This window comes from Okibacterium endophyticum, from assembly GCF_054780075.1.
Genome location: NZ_BAAGXA010000005.1, coordinates 156,383 through 176,512 on the forward strand (window position 1 = coordinate 156,383; position 20,130 = coordinate 176,512).

Below are 20,130 nucleotides of genomic sequence, written 5' to 3' on the forward strand. Positions count from 1 at the left end.
CGAACTCGTGTGCCACAGGCTAGCGAGCGAGGGTAACCGGCAGGTGAACGGGCGGTGCATCCCGGTACGACGGCGGCGGGCCGGACGCGCCTCAGCGACGGCTACGGGAGGCCGGCTGTCGCACACCACTCCGTGACGTAGCCGTCCGCCGAGGCGGGTACGACGTCGCGATCTCGCAGGAGCACGGATATCTCGTCGCCACGAGCGGCGCAGGCGGCCGCGAAAGCTTCTTCTCCGTTGTCGGTGTACTCGATCTCGATCACGTGACGACCGTAGACCTCGGTGTACTCATCGCATTCGTCGTAGACCTGGCATTCCTCGACGATCGCGAAGTCCAGGTGGGCATCGTCCCGGCCGCGAGAGCCGATCTCTCCCGCGTTCTTCTGCGCAATCGCCATGCCGCGGCTGTGCGCTCGCTCGGCCAGGAGCGCGGCGAAGGCGATGTTGTCCGCCTCATCGAGCACTCCGTGTGATCGCGTCCACGAGTCAAGGTTGTCGGGTTCGACGGCGTCGAAGCCCGCCCGTGCGCAGCTGTCGATGTCGTGCCAGGCGATCTCGGCGAGGAGGGAGCGGTTCGCCGCGGTCGACGTGTCGAGCAGCACCTCGTCCGGCCAGTCAGGATCGACGACGACGTCGCCATCGTGCCTGAGGAGGAGTTGCGGGTGCTCGGATTCCCATTCTTCGTGTGTGCCGGGTTGCGTTTGGAAGGCATTCACATAGCAGATGTTGTATCGTCCGGGAACGGGTTCCTGGGTCACGTCGCGCGCCACGACCTGCACTGAATCATCTGGGGTGTATGCACCGCCGAGCTGATAGTCGAAACGAGCCGCGAGCGGGGGGAGCTCGGCCGCCGACGCGGTGGCCGGGCTCGGCGAATCCGACGCCGGCGGCTCGACCGGCCCCGTGCATCCCGTGAGCCATGCGATGGCGAGCGCCGTCACAGCGGCCGCGATGCCTCGTGTGGTCCCACTGGTCTTCCGATGCCTCATCGATCTCCGTACCCTCACTGGCGCAGGTCGGCCAGGATTCGCTCCACGCACTCGACCACGAGGGCAGGGGCGGTGCGCGGCGGGGTGCCGGCCACCCACACCGCGCTCACGCTGCCCTCGGCTCCGTGCCCGTTCGTCAGTGGAGCGGCGATCCCGGTGGCTCCGGGCAGAAGGTCGCCGACGCTCACCGCGTAGCCGCGTGCACGCGCCCCGACGATCTCCGGGCGCTCGTTAGGCTCAGGAGGATTACCGGCCAGGACCGCAAGGCCCGCGGCGCCGCGACTGACGGGGTGCCGATGGCCAGGTGGGTAAGACACCCGTAGGACCTGCTCGCTGGGCTCGGCCTTGGCGATCATGACCATCTCTGCGCCATGCCTCACGTTCAGGGCCGTGGTTGCGCCGACCTTCTCGGCCAGCCAGCGCAGATGGCCTTCAGCGACCCGCCGCAGCTGCGGCTCGACCAGGCTGGCCAGCTCGACGAGGCCGTAACCGAGGACGTAGGCCCCGCGCCCTGTCCTCCGAACCAGCCGCGCATCGACGAGCGGGTTGAGCAAGCGGTAGACCCCGGCCCGATGCGAGTCGAGCGACGCGGCAATCTCAGTGATGGACAACCCGTCCGGGCGGGTGCCCAAGAGCTGCAGCACCGTGGTGGCGCGGGCCACTGTCGAAGAATAGTTGGCGGCCGTCATGACATATAATCGTACACCGAGCATGAGATATCGTACGCGTTCCACGATTCCCGTATGCGACCCAAAGGCTGAGCAGGACACACCGACCGACACGGTCCGACGACGAGGAGGTCTCGATGAAGTACATCGCCGACTCCTCGCGGTATCCGTCGATCACCGTGGACACCGCGTTGAAACTGCCGGCGCTCCGCGCAGCGCTCCCTCGCGTGGTCGCCGGGGCCGCTTCGCTGCAGCGTTCGATCCGGTGGGTCCACGCCAGCGATCTTCCTGACATCACCCCCTTTCTGCGAGGGGGAGAACTCATCCTGACGAGCGGGAGCGGGATCGGCGAGCGGCGGCCGGAACAGCGCCAGTTCGTCACCCGCCTGGCTGAGGCGGGCGCCGCCGGCCTGGTCATCGAACTGGGCACGCGCTTTGCCGCCGGGCTGCCGCCCGGCATCGTCGAAGCGGCTGACGAATCGGGTCTTCCCCTTGTGGAACTCCATGCCTCGACGGCCTTCGTGGACGTGACGGAGTCCATCCACACCCAGATCGTCAACCACCAGTTCGAGCTGCTGCAGCGTGCGGAGCAGCTTCAGCACGACTTCACCTCGGCGATGCTGGACGGCGGCAGCATTCCAGCTGTGCTCTCCGTGCTCGCCGACGCAGTGGGAAACCCGGTGTTCTTGGATGACGACACCGGCCGGCTGCTCGGGTACGGCGCGCCGTCTGACGTGCAGTCGACCGACGAGGTGCTGCGGGCCTGGACGGAGGCCCGACACCACGCCGACCACGTCGGGCTCACGGCGCGTGTGCCGACGCAGGCGTCCGGAGGCTCGGGGCGTATAGTCCTCCTTCCGCTCCTGTGCCCCGTCAGCAGTTTCGCGCCCTTGGCGCTCAACCGCGCCGCGCAGATCGTCGCCCTGGCGCTCCTGCGCTCTCGGCAAGAGGAGGAGCTGCTCGCACTGGGGCGAGGCGACCTTCTCAGCGGCCTGGCGTCTGGGCGTTTCGACGCGACCTTCGCCGTGGCACGGGCCCAGGAGATGGGGTTCGACGATCGGAATGTCGTTGCCCTTCTCCCCGTGGCCGCCAGGCTCGTGGCGTCGGAGGACGCTCAGGCCTTTCGCGGGTCCGCTGCTCACGTCGAGATCGATCGATGGATCACATCTCTGCGAGACCTGGAGTCCAGGGTCTCGACGCTGTCGGTTCCCACGCTCATCGGCGTGGACTCCGTCCGCGGCGATCTCCTTCTGGTTCTGGGACTGCGCAGCTCGAGCGACAGGGAGCAGCTGGCCGATCGAGTGGCGGCGCTACTGCGCGATGTGGCGGCGCACAGAGGATCATCCGAGATCGTTGTGGCCGTGGGCGCCGCAAGCGAGTGGGCGACCCTGGGCGAGGGTCTGCGCGAGGCGACCGAGGCGACCGCCGTCGCCGCCCTCATGCCATCGCGAGCATGGTACGACGCGGCTGCCATGCCGCTCGACAGGCTGCTGTGGCGACTCAACGACAACGAGGACCTGCGTCGCTACGCGGAGCGGATGCTCGGTCCCCTGCTGGCGCACGACGCGAAGAGCAAAAACGCCCTGCTGCCGACGCTGGCGACGCTGTGCGGCAACGGTGGTCGCAGAGCAGAGACGGCGCGCGCCCTGTACCTCAACCGCCAGGCGCTCTACGACCGGATCGCCAGAATCGAACGCGTCTTGGGCACGGACCTCTCAGACTGGGACACCCTCCTGGCGCTGTATCTCGCGATCCGCATCCGCGCCACGAGCCCACATGCCCCAGCTCGGTGAGAGGTGCACCGTTTATGCCTTCGTCGGCTGAACGATCGACGTCTGCGCCTCCGCCTGTTCCCCGGCGAAATGACAAGCTGCGCGGTGGGTGTCGCCGACACCGACCATGGGCGGTTTCGTCGTCTCGCACAGGCCGACAGCGAGCGGACACCTATCGCGGTACGGGCATCCGACGGTCTGAAGCTCCACGACCGGGATCTCTTTCGTGCGCGTCACCGCTGGAGCTGCCTGCCTCCGGTTCCGCCCGGGCTGAGCGGCCATCAGCCCGATCGTGTATGGATGAGCCGGACGCGCGAACACATCCGCGACCGTGCCGGTTTCCACGATCCGACCGAGATACATCACGGCCACGCGGTCCGCGATGTGCGAGACCACCGGCAGCTGGTGGGAGACGAACAGCAATGAGATTCCGAGCTCGTCGCGCAGCTCGGTGAGGAGGTTGAGAATCTGGGCCTGGACCGGAAGGTCCAGGGCGCTGACCGCCTCGTCCGCGATCAGCAGTTCGGGCTTCACCGACAGGGCGCGAGCGATCGCGACCCTTTGCCGCTGTCCACCCGAGAGCTCACGCGGCAGGCGGTCTGCGAGACGCGCCGAGAGTCCGACGCGTTCCAACAGCGCATGGGTGTGCGCATCGCTCGTTCGCCCGTCCAAGGTCTGATGAACTATCGCAGGCTCGCTGACGGCCTGGCCCACCGTGCGCCTCGGGTTCAGCGAGGCGTAGGGGTTCTGGAAGACCATCTGCACACGGCGGCGAAATGCGGTGAGCTCTCTTCCTCGCAGCGTCAGCACGTCGCGATCGTCGAATCTCACTGTTCCGTGGTCGGGCTCGGTGAGACGGGTGAGCACGCGTGCGAGCGTGCTCTTGCCGCTACCGGATTCACCGACGAGAGCAAGGACCTCTTGCCGCTCGATGTCCAGAGAGACGGCGTCGAGAGCCTTCGCCTGCGGAATCCTTCGGGCGAAGACGGCTTGTCGTTTGCCCGCATAGGTCTTGGTCAGGTCGTCGATGCGCAACAGCTGTGCGGTCATGCGGTGTCCCTCTCGTTCTGTCGCACGAGGCAGGCTGTGCCGTGCTCACCGAGCGCGCGGTCCACGCGCATGTCGAAGTCCCCGCACTCCGGCTGTGCGTACTCGCAGCGAGGGGCGAAGGAGCATCCCTTCGGCAGTTCGGCGAGCAGCGGTGGCTGTCCTCCGAGAGCGTGCAGCAGAGAGCGTCCGCCGACGCCGGGGCCCTCCGCAAGCTCGGCATGCGTGCGCACCAGCGCTTCCGTGTACGGATGCTCAGGACGATCGAGCACCTCGTCGACATCGCCGCGCTCGATGACGCGCCCCGCGTACATGACCGCCACGTCGTCGCAGAGCTGGGTGATGACGCCGAGATCGTGAGACACGATCACGGTGGCCATGTCCATCTCAGCACTGAGATCGGCGAGGAGGCTCAGGATCTGGTCTTGAATGGTCACGTCGAGCGCTGTGGTCGGTTCGTCCGCGAGCAGAACACGGGGCCGGGCAGCGACAGCCATCGCGATCATCACCCGTTGCCTCATGCCCCCGCTGAGCTCGTGCGGAAAGGCCTTCAGCTTCTGGCGCGGTGAACGGATTCCGACCTGGTCGAGCAACTCTGCCGCCGCTGCGGTCAGGCGTGCTCGCTTCACGCCGCACTTCAGGCGGAGTGTTTCGCTGAGCTGGTGTCCAACCGTGAAGGTGGGGTTCAGCGACGTGGTCGGATCCTGGAGGACCATCGCGATCTCCTGACCGCGGATGCGCTCCCATTCCCTCGGTGAGAGTGTCAGGAGTTCGCGTCCCTCGAGCCGGACGCTGCCGCTGACAACCTGCCCGGGATAGGGCACGAGTCCGAGCAGAGCGCGAAGCGTCACGCTCTTGCCAGAGCCGGATTCTCCGACGATGCCGAGGGTCCGCCCGCGACTCACCGCGATGGAGACGTCGCGTGTTGCGTACGACACCTCGCCCGACGACGTCGGGAACCCGACTGACAGTCCAGTTGCCTCAAGCATCACGTCGCTCTTCGTCATCGCTCCACCAGTGACAGATCGCGTCCCATCAGGTCAGCGACCGCATCGCCGATCAGGCTGATCCCGACGCCGAGCACCACGACGAGCGCCCCTGGAAGGATCGAGATCCACCAGGCTGTCAGCAAGTACTGCTGACCGTCTGCGATGATTCCGCCCCACTCGGGAGTCGGAGGCTGCACTCCCAGACCGAGATAGGACAGCGATGCGATGAGCAGCACGTTCAGCACAACGTCGACGATGCTGAACGCCAAGGCTCCGCGCCCGACGTTCGGGAGGGCGTGACGGAGCATCGCTCGCCGGCGAGAGAATCCCAGCACCTGAGTCGCCTGCATAAACTCCTGCTCGCGCACGACCAGCATCTCGGCTCGGGTGAGCCTCGCATACACCGCCCATCCGACGATGGGGACCCCGATGATCACGCCGGTCAAGCCGGGACCGGTGATCGCGATGATCACGATCACGGCCACGAGGAACGGAAAGGCAACCACGACATCGATGGCGCGAGTGATCACGGCATCCACCCAGCCGCCGAAGAACCCGGCGAGTGCGCCGAGCACGAGCCCGATCGACGAGGAGAGCACTGTGACGAGCAGTGCGACGGGCAGATCGATCCGCCCGCCGGCCAGCGCGCGACTGAGAACATCTCGGCCCAGGTCGTCGGTGCCCATGGGGTGCTCGAAAGACGGAGGTTGCAACAATGCGTCGTAGTTCTGCTCGATCGGCGAAGGGAGTGGCAGCAACGGGTGCGCGAAGCACAGCAACACGATCACCCCGACGATCCCGACCCCGCACGCGAGCGTCACGCGCACCCACCGCCGCTCCCTGGCCGCCCGGCGGTTTGCCTTCTGGAGACGCGCGAGAGCGACACGCTCGATCAGTGCAGCTTGTGACGTCATAACCGGATCCTGGGATCGAGCGCGCTGCAGACCAGGTCGGTGAGCAGACTCGACAGCAGCACGGCGGCGGCGAAGGTCATGATCAGGGCTTGGATCATCGGGTAGTCGCGACCGTTCACCGACCCGACCAGCAGAGTTCCCAGGCCGGGAATCGAGAACACGTTCTCGACGATAACGGTGAAACTGAGCGATGCGCCGATGGAGAGGCCGAGGAGCGTGACGGTGGGCAACATCGAGTTGCGCAGCGCGTGTTTGAACACCACCCGCCGCTCTGACAGTCCGCGTGATCTAGCGGCCTCGATGAAGTCCTGCGACAACGTCTCGAGCATCGCGGCTCGAAGTGTCCGCACGAGCAGAGGGGCCAAGGTGATGCCTACGGTGATGGCGGGCAGTGTGAGACTCGCCAGGCGATCGCCGAACCCCTCTCCGTAGCCCAGCACGGGGAAGATCCTGAGATGCACGCTGAAGATCAGCACCAAGACGAGCCCCGAGAGGAACGGCGGAGCCGCGTAGCAGACCGTTCCCACCAGGCGGACCAGATGATCGGCCGCGCGGTTGCGATACCTCGCGGCCAGAACGCCGAGCGGGAGCGCGAGAACCACAGCGACCAGCGAGGCATAGAGCACCAGGAAGACGCTGGGACCCAAGCGCTCGCCCAACTGCTCCGAAACGGTTCCCTGCGAGGTCAAGGAATCGCCGAAGTCGAAGCGCACCGCGCCGCCGACGAAGTCCAGGTATTGCTCCACGACCGGGCGATCGAGTCCGAGTTGTCCCCGCAGCGCGGCAATTCGCTCCGGGGTCGCATTTCCGGGACCGAGGATCATCTCGGCCGGGTCCCCCGGCACCAGCCGGGGGACCGCAAAAGCCAGTATCGAGATGACAAAGAGGGTCAGCACCGCCTGAAGTGCACGACCGAGAAGATAACGGGGCATGATTTCCGTATGATCGTCGCGGTTACTGACTGAGCCAGGTGTCGGTCAGATAGAGCCAGTTGAGGGGGTTCATAACAAAGTCGTTGACCCCGCTGCTTCGCGCGATGGTGACCTCCTCGAACAAAATGGGGATGATCGGCGGATCGTCGAGCAGCATCTGTTGGGCCTGGGAGAAGAGCTCGGTCCTCTCCGACTCGTCCCACGTGCTCGACGCCTGGGCCATCAGATCGGTGAGCTCCGGATTGTCGTACTGGAAGAACTTGGCGATGTGGGGCGTGGCCCAGTTGCCTGCGAACTCGTCCTCTGTCGGGATGTGGCTGGCCATGCTGCCAGGCCCGAAGAGGATGATCTCCCAGTCACCGTTGGTATTGCGCTCGTACACCGAGGCCTCGTCCAGCGCACGGACGTCCACTACGACGCCGATCTCCTTCCACGCCTCCTGAAGGATCTGTGCCGTCTGAAGAGCGATGCTGTCTCCGGAGACGATGAGCATCTCGACCTCGAACCCATCGGGCGTGGGAGACCCACTCAGGAGCTCCTTGGCCTTCTCGATGTCGTAGGGGACCGGGTCGATCGACTCGTCCCAGTAGAGCATTGGCGGGATGGCGCTGTTCGGGATCTCACCGGTTCCTCCGAAGACGACCTTCTGAATCGATTCCTTCGGTGTGGCGTAGTGCAACGCCTGGCGAACTTCCGGCGACTCCATGGGACCGGTCGAAGCGAGCCACGGTCCGAACACTGAGGCGACAGGTGTCTCCTCGACGATCAAGTCGGTGCCCTTGAGGCTCTCGATCTGTGAGTACGGCACCGATTCGACGACATCGACGTCCCCAGAGCGGGCAGCCAGCATTCGCGAGTTGTCGTCGGGCATCGTACGGATTTCCACGGCATCCAGATAGGGCTTGCCCTGCTCACGATAATGACTGTTGCGCTCGAACCGGATCACCTGGCCGCGTTCCCAGCTGACGATCTTGAACGGGCCGGAGCCTGCGTCAGTCGGCAACTCGGCGAGACCGTCGGTGCCGAGCTTCTCAAAGGCCTTCTGGCTGATGATGGAGGCACCGGGAAAGGTCAACCAGGCCGTCAGCGCGGGCTGCGGGCCGTCGAGGAGCAGGACGACGGTCTTCTCGTCCGGCGTCTCGATCCCTGCGATCTGCTGGGAGTAGATGGGGGCGAAGTTGGGGCTGACCTCTGGATCCATCAGGCGTTCCAACGAGAACTTCACGTCTTCCGAGGTGACGGGCGTGCCGTCTGAGAACGTCGACGCCCGCAGGTGGAAGACCAGCTCCGTGCGGTCCTCGTTCAACTCCCATGACTCGGCCAGCCCGGGCACGATCTCGGTGGAGTCCGGTGCCACCTCGACCAGACGCTCAAAGGCGAGGATCACCGGACGCTGAGAACTGACGTCGGTCCTTCCGACGGCCGGATCCAGCGAGACGGGATCGCTGCTGGAGCCGATCGTGAGCGTGCCGCCCTTCTGGGGACTGTCGCCGTCCGCACGACCGGTGTCGGGCTCACCACCACTGCACCCAGCGAGTGCGACCACGAATGCGAGAGCGACGACGGCCGCACCGCGACGCCGGTAGCTCCGGCCAGGTTTCTTGAGTTCTATCACGAGAAACACCCCAAACGTTTGTTGAACAAGGTAGAGAAACGTCGCGCCGGACGGGCAGTGTCCGTCGAATTTCTTTCGGGCGCCCCGACATGCCGCGGGTCGGACGCGGGCCTGTCCGCAGAGGGCGCATCCCTCGACATCCGTCCGTGTCGTGCGTTCACCGCTCGACCCCACTCGTGGCTCGGATCGGGAGCGCCGCCCGATGCAGCTCCAGGATCTCGCGGATCGATCGCGGCTCCTTGCCCGTGAGGAGTCTGTAGTCGTCGGTCACCAGCTCGAGCTCACCCGCCTCTTGGGCGTCGAACTCCGAGAGTCTCCAGGTGATCTGGTCCTGATTGAGGTGCTGCTCGTGGTATCGCGAGACCCAGAGCTCTCGGCTGCCAGGCTCGTAGCGGTAGGGAACTCCCGCGACCTCGGAGGCGATAGCGGCTACCTGGTCCATGGTCACCGCCTCTGACCCTGTGACATTGTAGATGCGGTTCTCGTGACCGTCCGAGAGGAGGGCCACCGCTATCGCCTCAGCGAGTTCGGCCCGGTAGGACCATGAGATCCGAGACGTGCCGACCGGTACCCGGGTGACCCCGTCCGCGTCGAACCACTCCGGAATGTCGTCGGAGTACATCGCATTCCGGATGGCGACCCAGGGCACGCCCGAACTCCGAAGTTTGTGCTCCGCGATGTAGTGGGACCGGGCATGATGAAAGACCGCGTCCGGCGCGGGGTTGATGAACGAGAGATACACGATACGGTCGACCTGCGCCGCCGAGGCGGCCTCGACAAAGCTCCCCTGCAGGGCGATACGCACCTCGGGCGGTTGGGGCAGGGAGACCATAAAGACCCGATCTCCCTCGCGGAGAGCGGAGGCAAGTGCCTGTCGGTCATCCCAGTCGGCGACCACGATCTCTGCTCCGGGGATCGCCGGTGCTCGTGCCGGGTCGCGGACCACGAGCCGGATCGGGCCAGCGTGTCGTCTGGCCACCTCCTCTGCGACGTGCCGCCCGACCAGCCCGGTGGAACCCGTGATGACGATCGCCATTTATATCTCCTCTTCTTCTGTCGACGGAGCGCTTCCGTGCGTTCCTGTTAGGCTTCGACGCCGGCGCGGGCGTTGAACGGCCGACGCTCAGGGGCGTCGAACCAGGGGCGGAGCTGCTCGACGGCGGCTCCCACCCTGAAGACGATGGCGTCGTCGAAGGTCGGTCCCACGATCTGCAGGCCCGTCGGAACACCGTTGTCTGCGAAACCGGATGGCACCGAGAGGGCGGGGCACCGGCTCATGATGTTGAAGGGCATCGTCATCATGGCGTCGAACGGGCCCTCGAGCTTCTGTCCGTCCACCTCCACGCTGAAGTCGTCCGGGTAGTCCCGATCGGCGAGCAGACCGCGGGTGGCCACTGTCGGACAGATGAGGACGTCGTAAGAGCGGAAGACACCGGCCAGCGCAGAGTACAGGCGGGCTTCGATCTCCCAGCCGTCATCGATGCTCGCGCCTTCGCCGTGTTTACGGTGGCGAGATGAGGTCCACAGGAGCTCGTTCGAGACCGCGTCGGCGTTCGCCGCGAGGAACGCGTCCCAGGACCCGTCGGTCAGGCGAAGGCTGCTGACATGGATGCCGGCTGCCCTGTTGACGTCGTCTCGCGGCAGGACGAGGTCAACCTCGTCGACGGTGGCGCCGGCGGCTCTGAGCGCCTCGGCGACCTCAAGCGTGTTGCGTCGCACCTCCGGGTCGACCGCCCACCCGCCGAAGTCGAGTGAGAGCGCTATGCGCAGACCGGCCGCGCCCTCGTAGCGAAGCGGCAGCTCGAGCTTCGGGCGGAGCGACGTGATGTCAGAGTCGTCTGGGCCGGCGATGACGTTCTGGAGCAGGATCGTGTCGACCACGGTGCGGGCCATCGGCCCGTAATGCAGGTAGGTGTCCTGATTGCCGGTGGGCTCAGACGGAACCCTCCCGTATGGCGGCTTGTATCCGACCACCCCCGTGAAGGACGCGGGGATGCGGATCGAACCCCCCATGTCGGAGCCGCTGGCGAGTGTGGCCGTGCCGGCCGCCAAAGCGGCACCGGAACCGCCGGAGGAGCCACCGACGTCGTATTCCGGGTTCCAAGGATTTCGGGTGGGGCCCCAGAGACGCGATCGGGTCACCACCGCAGCCCCGTACTCCGGTCCCGTTGTGCGCGCATGCACGATCGCACCTGCGTCGATCATGCGCTGAGCAAAACACGAGGTGCTCGTGGCCACCTCGTCCCGGTGCAGGAGCGAGGCCTGTGTCCACGGCTGACCCGCGATCGGCTCGTGCTCCTTGACAGCGAGCGGGATCCCTTCCAATGCTCGGGGCGGCGGGCCCGCCCGTCCGTATCGCGCCTCGGCCTCGCGCGCCGCGGCGAGTGCCTGGTCGAAGAACGTGTGGCAGAGGGCGTTGACGATCGGCTCCACCTCTTGGGCGCGCTCGATGACGGCCGTCATCAGCTCGACGGGGGAGAGTTCTCTGGAGCGGAACATCCGCAGCGCGTCGGCGGCGCTGAGGTAGTGGAGGTCGCTCATGCGGGAGACCCGACCGAGTCGTCCGCTGACGAGCGGCCATGTGAGTGGGGGACGTGGAGCATGGGGGATTCCTTTCGATGCTCGTCGACGGCGACCACGCTGAGGGCCAGGGCGGATGCCGAGAGTCCTCCGGTGACCACGCTCTGTTCGTTGGTCACCGCAGTGGTCGCCAGCCACGGATTCTCGTCGCTGCCCGGGTGCGGCAGATATCGCGGGAAGTCACTCGAGGTCAGATGCAGGCGAAGACGGTGCCCCTGACGGATGCGGTAGGCGGTGTGACCGAGCGAGAGCTCCACGTCGGTCTCCTGGTCGGGCGACTCGAGCTCGACCTGGCCGCGGAGGACCATGTGGGACGTGCCGTCAGGCGCCTCGTCGACGAGCTTGGCGAACAGGTGCATGGAGGGGCCGCTTGTGGCGACTCGCACCCGAAGAATCACCCGGCCGGTGATCTCGATCGGCACATTCATCGGCTCTGACCGGAACGTCAGCACGTCCGGACGCTCGAGGAGGTAGCCTTCGTCCGGAAGCTCGAGGACGAACGCGAAAGGGTTGGCCCCCGACGACGGCACCAGGTCTGCGGGATCATGTGTCCAGCTGATCGTCCGCACGCCGGCTCGCGGCTCGGGAACCAGGTGGCCGTGATGCTCGGGCTCGCCGGCAGCTGGCGGTGCCAGATAGAGGGTGAGGGTCTCGGTCCCGGGCGGAGGCCAGGTCTCGGCGTCGTGCCAGCCGCCGTGTCCGGTCATGTAACGCACCCGCGGGGGCATCGACGTCCCCTGCAGCACGGCGTCGAAGAAGTCGAGGGCGGGATCGAGGTAGCGCGGGATGAGCCGCGCAAGTGCCTGATCGTCGGTGTCGTGGTCTGATTCCGGGTCGATCGGAGCCTCGGAGAGGTGATAGTTCTCGTGATCGATCGCGTCGGCCAAGAGGTATTGCAGCGGGGCTTGGACCGGGTCGGAGACGAGACGCTCGTAGTCGCGCATGTGGGCGGGCAGGACGTTGTCGAACCACCCCACGCGGTGCAGCACGGGCACGGTGTTGACCTCGAACGGATGTGTGTGCCACGTCGCGCCGCGCGCCTCGTCGTCGTCCCAGTTGTCGAGGATCGCATCGAACGCGGGCGAGCGGCCACCGATCTCGGCGAAGACGTCGTCGAAGACCTCGGCCAGCGGACGGTGCGACCAGTCGACGTCGAAGTCGTAGATGTCGTTGTCCAGCCAGACCGTCGATACGTACTGTGTCTGCCCGAGCAAGAACACGGCGCCACGAGGCTGTCGGCCGGTCAGGTGCATCTCGGCTGTGGTCACACCCGGTGCGATGGCGCGGAGCGCGGGATGCCGGCTGGCAACGGCAGCCCACTGTGTGTAGCCGTAGTAGGAGTCGCCGATCATAACAACGGATCCGTCGCACCACGGCTGCGTGACGAGCCATTCGAGTGTGTCGTATGCATCCGTCACCTCGTGCGGCTGGCAGGGGAGCGTGATGCCTCCTGACCGGAACTTCCCCCGGACGTCCTGCGCCACGAGGATGTAGCCCCGGTCGTTCGCCCTCTCCGCGAGCTGGGGCATAAAGGTGTAGCGACCCGACTTATCGTAGGGCAGCCTGACCAGGATGACGGGGCGCGGTCGCACCTGGCCACCCAGATAGGCGTCGGTGGCCAAGCTGACGCCGTCGGACATCGGAACCATCGCGGACGTGGCGCGCTCGTCCACAGCAGACGGACCGGTCCGGAGCACCTCGACGCCACCCTGCTCCGTGCCCGATGACATGGCGTGGTCGTTCATGCGCCGCCGCCCACGACCACCGCGCTCATGCCCTTGAGCGCTTCGGTCCGCTCGATCGCGGCGGTCATCAGCTCGTCGATCGCGATCACCCCGCCCCGGAACCGGGCCAATGCGTCAGTGGTGGACAGGTCATGAAGGTCGTTGCTCACACGTGCTCCCTTGCTCGTGAGTGGCGCGCCGCATCGTTGCGGGCGCCGGGTGACTCGATTGTTCCACGACGACACGACGGCGTGGGTGGTCAGAGTGTCGGGGTTCCGCGCGTGAATTGCGACTCACTGTAGGTTGTTGGGCGCTGGCGAATCCGGGCGTTCCACGGACTATCGTGACGATCTTGTGCGCGATGTCCGTCACGGCATCTGTTGCTGACAGTCCGAGTCAGGAGCCTAGGCTGGCTCGTGACCTAGCCTGCCCTCGGGGGAGTCCGCGCCGGCGCTCCCGGGGGCTGTGGCCAGCGCCATATCGATGATCGCGCTGGTGGCGGCGTCCACGTTGAAGGCGGGGTCTTCCAGCCAGGCGCCGATCGTGGCGTCGACGGCTCCCGCCAGGATGACGGCACGGATGCGCGCGGTGGCGGGATCGAGGTGAAGGGCGTCGCTGAGCATGGAGGTCAGCGCGTTGTGCCGCCGCGGAGATACGGGAGAGTCGTTGATGCCCGTGTCGGGCGTCGCCAATGCTTCGACGATGAGCCGGGCGTGATCGCGGTGATCGCGAAGCCAGCCGGTCTGCGCCTGCAGGTATGCGACGACAGCGGCTGTGGGATCGGATGCCGCTTCGACCTGGCTCGCGATGTGGCCGATGTAGCCGCCGAGCACGTACTCGTAGGTTTCACGCACCAGCTGCTGCTTGGTGCCGACGTGGTAGACCACCGCGCCTTTTGTGATCCCCACGGTGTCGGCGACAGACTGCAACGAGAGCCTCGCGGCACCCTGCTCTGCGATGACGGCGATCGTCGCGTCGAGGATCTGTGCCCTCCGCATCACCTCGGCGGCTGTCGGGGTGCGTCCCGGCGCCTCGCGAACACGGCGGGGTCTGGTGGGCATGGATTCAGTCTTGCAGACCGTCGAGGAATGCGTTCACATCGTCTGCGATGCGCTGCGGCTCCTCTCCGATGATCGCGTGTGAGGCGCCCTTATAGATGCGCACCGTCCCGTTCGCGAGCGAGTGTTCTGCGACCTCTGCGCCCGCCTGGGCGTCGTGCATCACCGAGGCTCCCGCCATGATCACGAGCACGGGGACCCGTACTCCCGTGAGTTGCTCCTCCGAGAAGCGGGCCGGGGACGGTGTGCCGAGTCGATAGTGCTGCATGCCGGCCTCGATCATCTCTGCGATCGGCACGTCCTCCACAGGCGCACCGTTCGCCGTCCAGCTGGAGAAGTCGTCGCGCCAGGACCGCGGCAGCCACGGGACCGAAGCCGGGATCGAACGGATGACCGCCTCCAGCGAGAGATCGCCGAAGGTCTGGATCGGGTCGAGCACGGTGATGCTCGCGGCGGCGTCGGGCTCGTGCACCGCGAGGTTCATCGCGATCCATCCCCCTATCGAATGCCCGAGAACGTGCTTGTGCCCAGGGATCGCGTCCAGCGCCTCTGCGAGCCATGCCGCCTCTTCGCGGGAAGAGGTGATCGGGACCTCTTGCACGCTTCGGCCGGGCTGCCCGAGCAGATCGATGACGTAGACCGGCCTTGTCGCGGCGAGGCTCGCAATGTTGTCGACCCACATCGGTGCGCCCGACTGGGTACCGGGCAGGAGTACGAGGGGTTCTGCCGTCGAGGGCGTGCCGGACGAGGCATCCCACCGCAGCATCCGCACCACACCATAGGTCGTGCGCACGTCGTCCTGAGCGTCCGGGGGCCTGTGGGCCTCGGTGAGGGCCTTCCCGTAGGCCGAGAAATACGCTTCTTGACCCTCGCGGGAGGCGAACTGCCCAACAGATGCCGGCGCGGGCGGGACGAATCTGCCCGCGATGAACGCGACGATGGCGATCGATACAACGAGGAGTGCTCGTTGTGTGCGCCTCGGGCGACGGGGTGAATCCCGCTTCTCGTCTGCAACTGACCTCATGGTTAGTATACTAACCATGAGGTCAGTACCCGTCCAGGGTGGATGTGGCGCCGACCGCGCGGATTTCCAGCCGCTCGGAACACTCGTCAGTGCCTGGCACCGTTCAAGTCGAGCGTACGATCGTCGGTGGACGAACGGTGAGCGGGAACGGAGCGCGATGACAGGCAATGGGGGAGTGTCATGGTGGTGGCAGCAACTCGGGCTTCCGGCGCCTCGGCCGGGACTGCCCGGTGATCTCGACGTGGACGTCGCGATCGTGGGCGGCGGTTACACGGGTCTGTGGACGGCGTACTACCTGAAGGTCTTGCAGCCCGACATCCGGGTCGCCGTGCTGGAGTCGCGGTTCGCCGGCTTCGGTGCGTCCGGTCGCAATGGTGGCTGGCTGACCAACTCCGTCACCGGTGGGCGGGAGCGGTACGATCGTTCGCATGGCCGGCAGGCGGCTGTCGATCTGCAGATGGCGTTGAACGCGACTGTCGACGAGGTGATCCGCGTCGCCTCGTCGGAGGGAATCGATGCGGACCTCGTCAAGGGCGGCGAGTTGAACGTGGCGTGGACCCCCGCGCAGCTGGCGCGTCTGCACGCGTCGGCGGCCGCGGAGGCGGCATGGCCTGGCACGGATCTTGCCGTGTTGTCCGCCGGAGAGGCGGCGGAACGGGTGAATGTGGCCGGCATCCTGGGAGGGACCTGGCACCCGCACTGCGCGCGGGTGCATCCGGCCAAGCTCGTCCGGGGCCTCGCGACGGCGGCCGAGCGGGCGGGTGTGCGGATCTTCGAGGGGACGACGGTGACCGAGATACGGTCCGGCGCCGCGATGACCGACAGGGGGACCGTGCGGGCGCGGCAGGTGATCCGGGCCACAGAGGGGTTTACAGCGAATCTCGCCGGTGAGCATCGGCGGTGGCTGCCCATGAACTCCTCGATGATCGTGACCGACCCGCTCCCGGCACCGGTGTGGGACACGATCGGCTGGTCGGGTCGGGACGCGCTCAGTGACTTCGCACACGTGTACATGTACGCGCAGCGCACCGCGGATGACCGGATCGCGTTCGGCGGTCGGGGATCGCCGTACCGGTACGGGTCGCGGGTGGACAGCGACGGGGCGACAGAGGCGTCGACCATCGAGGGCCTCTCGGCGTTGCTGCGCCGTTTCTTCCCGGCCGTGGCCGGGGTGCCGATCGCGCACGCCTGGTCGGGGGTTCTCGGGGTGCCCAGGGATTGGGCGGCGACCGTCGGGCTGGACCGGGCCAGCGGCCTGGGCTGGGCCGGCGGGTATGTGGGCACGGGGGTGACCGCGACCAACCTCGCCGGTCGCACTCTGGCCGACCTCATCCTCGAACGTGACACGGAGCTGACCAGGCTGCCGTGGGTAGGACATCGCGCGAAACAATGGGAGCGCGAACCACTGCGTTGGCTGGCGGTGCAGGGCATCTACGCTCTCTACCGTGCTGCCGACCGGGCGGAAACCACCTCTTCCCGCTCCTCCTCCACCGCCCTCGCCGCTCGCCTCGCCGATCTCGTCGCCGGCCGCCACTGATCGGCGCCGGGGCACGGAGACGCGTCGAAGCGCCTGAGCCTGGTTCTGACCGGACTGTCTCGACTCCCGCCCGGCACCGATTTCGAGAACAACCGTGTCAACCGTGAAGCTAGGCTGAGGGGGTGACGGGCACAGCAGAGGTCGAGAGCTACCTGGCGGGTATTGCGCACCCCATCCGGCAGCGGGATGCACGCAGGCTCGTCGACCTCATGTCGCGTGTCACTGGCCTCTCCCCGCGGATGTGGGGGACGATCGTGGCGTTCGGCAGCTATCACTACGCGTATGCCACGGGGCGAGAGGGTGACGCGCCGGCCGCCGGCTTCTCGGCGCGCAAGGCGGCCACAACGATCTACCTGCCGAACGGCACGGCCGCATACACAAGCGAGTTGACGACGCTCGGGGCGCACACGACCGGCGTCGGATGCCTGTACATCAAGGATCTCGACGCCGTCGACATAACGATCCTCGAGGCGATCGTCGCCGATTCGTTCAGCGTCGTGACGGCCGGCACATTCGGGTCGCGGGCTTCCGAGTCGCAGTAGATCAGCCGTCGTAGTGCGCCAGGTCGGTGTCTGCGAGCGGCTCGCCCTTTTCGATCACATACGTCACGAGCAGCACGACGTTCTCCGTGCCCTCGTTCTTGCCCTCGTGCACGTACCCGGCTCCTTCGACGAGGGAGTCGCCGGCCGAATAGACGTGAGCCCCACTCGGATAGACGGGCGCATAGTGCGTGAACACCCCCTCGGCGACCACGGCGATCAGCTGCCCCTCATGACAGTGCTTTCCCGTGCCGGCTCCGGGTTTGAGCGTGATCGAGCGAAAGGCGACGTCAACCGGTCCCTCGACAGCGACCTCGAGCGAGGCATCCTGCTGCCCGCTGCCCAGCTCTTCGACGACGACGGGTTCGTCGGATGCCGCGGTTCCGGTCGGTGCGCTCGTGACGGCGGGCGAGGCGGCGGAACAGCCGGCCAGCGCGGCGAGGAGAGCTGCCCCTGCCACGAGTGCGAGAAATCTGTGGGCGAGCGTGCTAACGCTGTGTGCGATCATCGGTGGTCCTCAGCGGTCAGCGGAGCTGAAACTGCTGCCGATCGAGCCGCCCCGGGAAGCCCACTCCCATGCTCGCAGTTGCGCGACTCGATGTGTGCAGAGAGGGCACCCCCAGTTCGGGAAGGTGTCCTCGGGGACTGAGCGGGGTGTGCACACGCATCGCTCCGCGTGTGCACGGGGTTGGGGCATCCTCTCTCCCGCGCTTGAGTGGGTGGTATCGAACGACGAGAGGATACATCCGATGACACCGAGCGAGAGCTTCAACCCGCGATATGCCATCGTCACCGGTGCGGATTCCGGCATCGGGAGGGCGACGGCAGTGGCTCTGGCCGAGGCGGGTATGGATGTCGGCATCACCTGGCACACCGATGGGAGCGGGGCAGAGGAAACCGCGGACGAGGTTCGCGGAGTCGGCCGGAAGGCAGTCGTCGCACAGCTTGACGCCACCGACCTCGGCGGCAGTGGTGAAGTCGTCGACGGGCTGATCGCGAGTCTCGGCGGCCTGCATGTGTTCGTGAACAATGCGGGCACAGGGGCGAGCACACCCATCGTCGACATGCACCTGATGGAGTGGAGACACATCATCGCCGCTGATCTCGACGGCGCATTCGTGTGCATTCAGCGCGCGGCGCGATACCTGTCTGAGAAAGGCGAGGGCGGGCGCATCATCGGTGTGACGAGCGTTCACGAGCATCAGCCGCGCATCGGCTCAGGCGCATATGACGCGGCGAAGCACGGTCTTGGCGGGCTGCTGAAGACGCTCGCCCTCGAGCTCGGGGATCGCGGCATCACCGTCAACGCCGTCGCCCCTGGAGAGATCGCGACACCGATGACCGGCCAGACCGATGTCGACCCGCACACCGAAGACCGGCCGGGTATTCCTCTCGGGCGGCCCGGTGACGCCCGTGAGGTTGCCGCCGTCATCGCTTTTCTGGCGTCGCCGGCGTCGAGCTACGTGACCGGGGCGTCATGGTCGGTCGACGGCGGAATGCTGCAGATGGGGCCGCAGGGCGGTTCACACATCACGAGCAACGAGTGGCGAACGGTCTGAGCGCTTGTCGCCGGCGGCACGCCGGCGTTATGCAGGAACAACAGGGCCGCCGCGCGCGACCAGAGAGGAGCCGACATGGCAGAGACAGACCGGGCACAACCGGACCCGGCGCAGAACAAACCGTCGCAGGCAGAGGGCGACCCCGACGAAGAGGAACGGGAGTCTCCCGTCGATCCGGCCAGCGACAAACCGTCGCAGGCAGAGGGCGACCCCGACGAAGAGGAACGGGAGTCTCCCGTCGATCCGGCCAGCGACAAACCGTCGCAGGCAGAGGGCGGGGGCTGAGCGGAGGGCTGAGACACGGCCGGCCGACACAGTCGGGCGTCGGCGCGTGGCGTCAGGGTGTGGCGTCAGTGCGTGCCGTTCGGGTCTCTCGGCAGATGGATCTCGTTGTCGTCGACATCGACGTCGCCCGTGTCATCGGGACCACCGGTGCCGGGAGCGAGCGTGACATCACTCTCGTCGATGTCGTCTGCGATGGCCCCACCGGGGGCACCGGATTGCCTGGCCGCCGTCTCAGCGTCGCTCGACGGCGAGTAGCTGGTGTCTTTGCGCACCTGTTCGCTGTCGTCGAGCGATGTGTCATCCGTGCCCAGAGCCGCGTCGTCTTTGCCGATCCGATCGTTCGTCATGCTGCCACGGTACGGCGGCCGGTCGTGCTGTGGAACCCCTGACTCGTTGTGGAGAGCGGCGGCACCGGGCGAAGAGGAGATACTGGAACGATGATCTCCACACCACTCGCCCGGCGGCTCAAGTCGGCGGGCCTCAGCTGGGCGCCCGTCTCAGGCGACGCATTCCAAGTCGCCCAAGACGAGTTCGAGGGAGACGTCTTCACCGTGAGCGACATGACCATCGAGGCACACCACCACGCGACCGGCACCGTGCTCGGGTTCAACGGAACAACCGAGTGGGCGCTCGATTCGGTGTCGCTCGACAATGCCCTGTGGCTGCCGCGCGAAGATCAGCTGCGCGATCTGCTCGGCGGCGATTTCCGCTCGCTCGAACGAGTTGACCGGCGGGATGTGACCGAATACGTCGTGACAGTCGAGTTGGAGGGGGAGCGGCTGAGCTTCGCCAGCGACGACGCCTCCGAGTCATATGGCATGGCCGTGCTCGCGCGCCTGGCGCACGCTCCGGCGGTGTGAGCCTCGCACGAGGTCGTGGCGCCGCCGAGCACAGATCA

Annotated in this window: 21 protein-coding genes; 6 read left to right on the forward strand and 15 right to left on the reverse strand. The window is 66.6% G+C overall.

Annotation, left to right across the window (positions count from 1 at the left end):
* Positions 1-101: 101 nt before the first annotated feature.
* Together ACYVF5_RS04925 and ACYVF5_RS04930 are read right to left on the reverse strand one after the other, a co-directional pair.
* Positions 102-989 (reverse strand): endo alpha-1,4 polygalactosaminidase, encoded by an 888-nt coding sequence (locus ACYVF5_RS04925; RefSeq protein WP_460943930.1) that lies wholly within the window; start codon positions 987-989, stop codon positions 102-104.
* A gap of 14 nt (positions 990-1,003) precedes the next feature.
* Positions 1,004-1,678, reverse strand: a complete 675-nt coding sequence (locus tag ACYVF5_RS04930) for an IclR family transcriptional regulator (protein ID WP_460943932.1) — start codon at positions 1,676-1,678, stop codon at positions 1,004-1,006.
* Between the two features lie 116 nt (positions 1,679-1,794).
* Here ACYVF5_RS04930 and ACYVF5_RS04935 point away from each other — a divergent pair, with 116 nt between their 5' ends.
* Positions 1,795-3,450 (forward strand): PucR family transcriptional regulator, encoded by a 1,656-nt coding sequence (locus ACYVF5_RS04935; RefSeq protein WP_460943934.1) that lies wholly within the window; start codon positions 1,795-1,797, stop codon positions 3,448-3,450.
* A gap of 12 nt (positions 3,451-3,462) precedes the next feature.
* Here the strand turns inward: ACYVF5_RS04935 and ACYVF5_RS04940 are convergent, their stop codons facing one another.
* The 11 genes from ACYVF5_RS04940 to ACYVF5_RS04990 all read right to left on the reverse strand — a co-directional run bounded on the left by ACYVF5_RS04940 (position 3,463) and on the right by ACYVF5_RS04990 (position 15,312).
* A complete protein-coding gene (locus ACYVF5_RS04940; protein ID WP_460943936.1) occupies positions 3,463-4,479 on the reverse strand; it encodes an oligopeptide/dipeptide ABC transporter ATP-binding protein in 1,017 nt (338 codons plus the stop codon).
* A complete protein-coding gene (locus tag ACYVF5_RS04945; protein WP_460943939.1) occupies positions 4,476-5,483 on the reverse strand; it encodes an ABC transporter ATP-binding protein in 1,008 nt (335 codons plus the stop codon). Before ACYVF5_RS04945 ends, ACYVF5_RS04940 begins: the two co-directional genes overlap by 4 nt.
* Positions 5,480-6,379 (reverse strand): ABC transporter permease, encoded by a 900-nt coding sequence (locus tag ACYVF5_RS04950; RefSeq protein ID WP_460943940.1) that lies wholly within the window; start codon positions 6,377-6,379, stop codon positions 5,480-5,482. Before ACYVF5_RS04950 ends, ACYVF5_RS04945 begins: the two co-directional genes overlap by 4 nt.
* A complete protein-coding gene (locus ACYVF5_RS04955) occupies positions 6,376-7,311 on the reverse strand; it encodes an ABC transporter permease (RefSeq protein ID WP_460943942.1) in 936 nt (311 codons plus the stop codon). The genes ACYVF5_RS04950 and ACYVF5_RS04955 overlap by 4 nt, the downstream gene beginning before the upstream one ends.
* Positions 7,312-7,333: 22 nt before the next feature.
* On the reverse strand, positions 7,334-8,926 hold the full coding sequence (locus ACYVF5_RS04960; RefSeq protein ID WP_460943944.1) for an ABC transporter substrate-binding protein: 1,593 nt from the start codon (positions 8,924-8,926) through the stop codon (positions 7,334-7,336).
* A 157-nt stretch (positions 8,927-9,083) separates the two neighbouring features.
* Positions 9,084-9,962, reverse strand: coding sequence for an SDR family oxidoreductase (locus tag ACYVF5_RS04965; RefSeq protein ID WP_460943946.1), 879 nt, complete (start codon positions 9,960-9,962; stop codon positions 9,084-9,086).
* 47 nt (positions 9,963-10,009) lie between these two features.
* Positions 10,010-11,467 (reverse strand): amidase, encoded by a 1,458-nt coding sequence (locus ACYVF5_RS04970; protein WP_460943948.1) that lies wholly within the window; start codon positions 11,465-11,467, stop codon positions 10,010-10,012.
* Positions 11,464-13,251, reverse strand: coding sequence for a CocE/NonD family hydrolase (locus ACYVF5_RS04975; protein ID WP_460943950.1), 1,788 nt, complete (start codon positions 13,249-13,251; stop codon positions 11,464-11,466). Before ACYVF5_RS04975 ends, ACYVF5_RS04970 begins: the two co-directional genes overlap by 4 nt.
* On the reverse strand, positions 13,248-13,400 hold the full coding sequence (locus tag ACYVF5_RS04980; protein WP_460943952.1) for a hypothetical protein: 153 nt from the start codon (positions 13,398-13,400) through the stop codon (positions 13,248-13,250). The genes ACYVF5_RS04975 and ACYVF5_RS04980 overlap by 4 nt, the downstream gene beginning before the upstream one ends.
* A 234-nt stretch (positions 13,401-13,634) precedes the next feature.
* Positions 13,635-14,291, reverse strand: coding sequence for a TetR/AcrR family transcriptional regulator (locus ACYVF5_RS04985; RefSeq protein ID WP_460943954.1), 657 nt, complete (start codon positions 14,289-14,291; stop codon positions 13,635-13,637).
* Positions 14,292-14,295: 4 nt separating this feature from the next.
* Complete coding sequence (locus ACYVF5_RS04990) at positions 14,296-15,312, reverse strand: alpha/beta fold hydrolase (protein ID WP_460943956.1); 1,017 nt, start codon at positions 15,310-15,312, stop codon at positions 14,296-14,298.
* Positions 15,313-15,469: 157 nt separating this feature from the next.
* Here ACYVF5_RS04990 and ACYVF5_RS04995 point away from each other — a divergent pair, with 157 nt between their 5' ends.
* Both ACYVF5_RS04995 and ACYVF5_RS05000 read left to right on the forward strand, forming a co-directional pair.
* Positions 15,470-16,849 carry an NAD(P)/FAD-dependent oxidoreductase gene (locus tag ACYVF5_RS04995; RefSeq protein WP_460943958.1) on the forward strand — a complete coding sequence of 460 codons (1,380 nt, stop codon included), beginning with the start codon at positions 15,470-15,472 and terminating at the stop codon, positions 16,847-16,849.
* A 122-nt stretch (positions 16,850-16,971) separates the two neighbouring features.
* The gene (locus ACYVF5_RS05000; RefSeq protein ID WP_460943960.1) at positions 16,972-17,391 is read left to right on the forward strand and encodes a DUF1801 domain-containing protein; all 420 of its coding nucleotides are present in this window, start codon (positions 16,972-16,974) and stop codon (positions 17,389-17,391) included.
* 1 nt (position 17,392) lies between these two features.
* Here ACYVF5_RS05000 and ACYVF5_RS05005 read toward each other — a convergent pair whose 3' ends face one another.
* Entirely contained in the window at positions 17,393-17,896 is a 504-nt protein-coding gene (locus ACYVF5_RS05005; protein WP_460943962.1) for a cupin domain-containing protein, read from the reverse strand.
* Between the two features lie 241 nt (positions 17,897-18,137).
* On the opposite strand from ACYVF5_RS05005, the gene ACYVF5_RS05010 reads away from it, so the two are divergent.
* Together ACYVF5_RS05010 and ACYVF5_RS05015 are read left to right on the forward strand one after the other, a co-directional pair.
* Positions 18,138-18,947 (forward strand): SDR family oxidoreductase, encoded by an 810-nt coding sequence (locus ACYVF5_RS05010; RefSeq protein WP_460943964.1) that lies wholly within the window; start codon positions 18,138-18,140, stop codon positions 18,945-18,947.
* 75 nt (positions 18,948-19,022) lie between these two features.
* On the forward strand, positions 19,023-19,232 hold the full coding sequence (locus tag ACYVF5_RS05015; RefSeq protein ID WP_460943966.1) for a hypothetical protein: 210 nt from the start codon (positions 19,023-19,025) through the stop codon (positions 19,230-19,232).
* A 65-nt stretch (positions 19,233-19,297) separates the two neighbouring features.
* Here the strand turns inward: ACYVF5_RS05015 and ACYVF5_RS05020 are convergent, their stop codons facing one another.
* The gene (locus tag ACYVF5_RS05020) at positions 19,298-19,579 is read right to left on the reverse strand and encodes a hypothetical protein (protein WP_460943968.1); all 282 of its coding nucleotides are present in this window, start codon (positions 19,577-19,579) and stop codon (positions 19,298-19,300) included.
* A 90-nt stretch (positions 19,580-19,669) separates the two neighbouring features.
* Between ACYVF5_RS05020 and ACYVF5_RS05025 the strand changes: the two genes are divergently transcribed.
* The gene (locus ACYVF5_RS05025) at positions 19,670-20,092 is read left to right on the forward strand and encodes a pilus assembly protein CpaE (protein ID WP_460943970.1); all 423 of its coding nucleotides are present in this window, start codon (positions 19,670-19,672) and stop codon (positions 20,090-20,092) included.
* Positions 20,093-20,130 lie beyond the last annotated feature (38 nt).

What these genes read in the sequence shown, in the direction of transcription:
- ACYVF5_RS04930 (WP_460943932.1), bottom strand. Translation starts at nt 1,678, where the DNA reads ATGACGGCCGCCAACTATTCTTCGACAGTGGCCCGCGCCACCACGGTG.
- ACYVF5_RS04950 (WP_460943940.1), bottom strand. Translation starts at nt 6,379, where the DNA reads ATGACGTCACAAGCTGCACTGATCGAGCGTGTCGCTCTCGCGCGTCTC.
- ACYVF5_RS04940 (WP_460943936.1), bottom strand. Translation starts at nt 4,479, where the DNA reads ATGACCGCACAGCTGTTGCGCATCGACGACCTGACCAAGACCTATGCG.
- ACYVF5_RS05015 (WP_460943966.1), top strand. Translation starts at nt 19,023, where the DNA reads ATGGCAGAGACAGACCGGGCACAACCGGACCCGGCGCAGAACAAACCG.
- ACYVF5_RS04995 (WP_460943958.1), top strand. Translation starts at nt 15,470, where the DNA reads ATGACAGGCAATGGGGGAGTGTCATGGTGGTGGCAGCAACTCGGGCTT.
- ACYVF5_RS05010 (WP_460943964.1), top strand. Translation starts at nt 18,138, where the DNA reads ATGACACCGAGCGAGAGCTTCAACCCGCGATATGCCATCGTCACCGGT.
- ACYVF5_RS04945 (WP_460943939.1), bottom strand. Translation starts at nt 5,483, where the DNA reads ATGACGAAGAGCGACGTGATGCTTGAGGCAACTGGACTGTCAGTCGGG.
- ACYVF5_RS04965 (WP_460943946.1), bottom strand. Translation starts at nt 9,962, where the DNA reads ATGGCGATCGTCATCACGGGTTCCACCGGGCTGGTCGGGCGGCACGTC.
- ACYVF5_RS05020 (WP_460943968.1), bottom strand. Translation starts at nt 19,579, where the DNA reads ATGACGAACGATCGGATCGGCAAAGACGACGCGGCTCTGGGCACGGAT.
- ACYVF5_RS05005 (WP_460943962.1), bottom strand. Translation starts at nt 17,896, where the DNA reads ATGATCGCACACAGCGTTAGCACGCTCGCCCACAGATTTCTCGCACTC.
- ACYVF5_RS05025 (WP_460943970.1), top strand. Translation starts at nt 19,670, where the DNA reads ATGATCTCCACACCACTCGCCCGGCGGCTCAAGTCGGCGGGCCTCAGC.
- ACYVF5_RS04975 (WP_460943950.1), bottom strand. Translation starts at nt 13,251, where the DNA reads ATGAACGACCACGCCATGTCATCGGGCACGGAGCAGGGTGGCGTCGAG.
- ACYVF5_RS04990 (WP_460943956.1), bottom strand. Translation starts at nt 15,312, where the DNA reads ATGAGGTCAGTTGCAGACGAGAAGCGGGATTCACCCCGTCGCCCGAGG.
- ACYVF5_RS04955 (WP_460943942.1), bottom strand. Translation starts at nt 7,311, where the DNA reads ATGCCCCGTTATCTTCTCGGTCGTGCACTTCAGGCGGTGCTGACCCTC.
- ACYVF5_RS04970 (WP_460943948.1), bottom strand. Translation starts at nt 11,467, where the DNA reads ATGAGCGACCTCCACTACCTCAGCGCCGCCGACGCGCTGCGGATGTTC.
- ACYVF5_RS04925 (WP_460943930.1), bottom strand. Translation starts at nt 989, where the DNA reads ATGAGGCATCGGAAGACCAGTGGGACCACACGAGGCATCGCGGCCGCT.
- ACYVF5_RS04935 (WP_460943934.1), top strand. Translation starts at nt 1,795, where the DNA reads ATGAAGTACATCGCCGACTCCTCGCGGTATCCGTCGATCACCGTGGAC.
- ACYVF5_RS04985 (WP_460943954.1), bottom strand. Translation starts at nt 14,291, where the DNA reads ATGCCCACCAGACCCCGCCGTGTTCGCGAGGCGCCGGGACGCACCCCG.